The sequence below is a fragment of the Sulfurovum sp. genome (assembly GCF_049668085.1).
Lineage (GTDB): Bacteria > Campylobacterota > Campylobacteria > Campylobacterales > Sulfurovaceae > Sulfurovum.
Genome location: NZ_JBATIY010000108.1, coordinates 1 through 1,555 on the forward strand (window position 1 = coordinate 1; position 1,555 = coordinate 1,555).

Consider the following 1,555-nt stretch of genomic DNA (forward strand, 5'->3'; position numbering starts at 1 on the left):
AACACCATCTACTAAAATACTGAGAAACAACAATAAGATCTGGACTTCATTTAGCAATATTGGACCTCCATAGACTTGAGTCAAACAACTATCATATTTTATATTCATTCTATCATATTTTGGACTATCCTATCTTTACACACTATTAAAAGGATAGGCAGATGTTTAAACAACATACCTGAATTAAAAATATTCACAGTATGTTATAGACTACCTTTTTCTCAATATAGAAACCTTATAAAATAGAGCCACTTGCAGATTCAACATCACAAAGTGGCTTATTTTAAATAGTCTGCAATCAACCATTGAAAAAAATTGATTATGAGATTCTTCTACAACTAAAAAGCTAAAAACTGTTAAAAAACCTATTTTTAGGGCGTGCTTTATGGTTTAAATTTGAGGAAGTGGTGTTTTTGGCATTAGTATTTAGATAAAGCTAAGTAACAAGTTTTAAAGACTGTGTGATACAGACAGACAACACTGCAAAGGCTAACACAGCAGCTACCTTTTGAGCTCCCTGATAATAGATCTTGCTACATCCATAACTGTCCTTTAAATAAGCATTGACTCTCTCAACACTGGTTCTTTGGTTGTAGTGTCGATCATCTGAATCATTATAGAGTTTAAGTGGTTGCAATATCTTTTTTTCACTTTTGGCTAAAGCTATTTTCTCTTTTAGCTTTTTTGAATTCTTTGGATTAATATCAATAATGGGTCTGTGATTTTGTTTCTGAGAATAGCTTTTTATAATTTTGTTGTCATAGGCTGCATCAGCCAGATCATACAGATAGTTTACTTTCTGACTACTCTGTTTGATGAGCGGTAATGCCAATGAACTATCATGCACTGATGCTGAAGAATAGATAGCGGTGATAGGGATATCACCATCTACTACGGAGAGATGAAGTTTACCTCCTGTCCATCTGTGCCGGTTACCTTTTGAATTCTGTTTGATACTTGTATTACTCTCAGTGCTTATGAGAGATAACATCTCATTTGCTTCATTCATGTTCTCTTGCTGTTGTAGTATAGTTGGCTTTTTAGGTGGGAGTTCTTCACCTTTCTTTGGACGCCCCTGTCTTCGTTTAGGCTTGATCTCCTTTTCCTGCTTTACCGCTTTTTCTCTAAGTTCAATAGCTGTGGAGTCGATACTGCTGTAAAAGAAAAGTGTCTCACTTAAATAGTTCTCTATAAAAACATCATGGGCTTTGGTTGCAATAGATTGTTGACTGAACTCTTTAAAGACACGGCTGAATTTAGATTCACTGGGAATTTCATTGCAATGTCTCCATCCACATAACAGTCGTAAGGTTCTATCGATTGTTAATCTGTCGATCAATTCTCTTGTGGTTTGTAAGTTATAGACCTGTTTTGCTATAAAGGCTCGTGCCATCTCTTCTCTGTCTTTGGGCGGGTTGGTGATATGTACAGTTGAAACAAACTTCTCTATCTCTGCAAAGTCTAGTATCTTGATCAGTTTCTCTTCTTTAGGACTTAACGACCCTATAGATTCTTGTAGTTTGGGAAAAAGACTTTGCTCTAAATTGATGACTTT

General features: G+C 35.3%; 1 protein-coding gene. It reads right to left on the reverse strand.

Annotated elements, in window-relative coordinates:
* Positions 1-436: 436 nt before the first annotated feature.
* A partial coding sequence (locus WBM70_RS07140) for a transposase (protein ID WP_424557812.1) occupies positions 437-1,555 on the reverse strand: 1,119 nt, incomplete at its 5' end.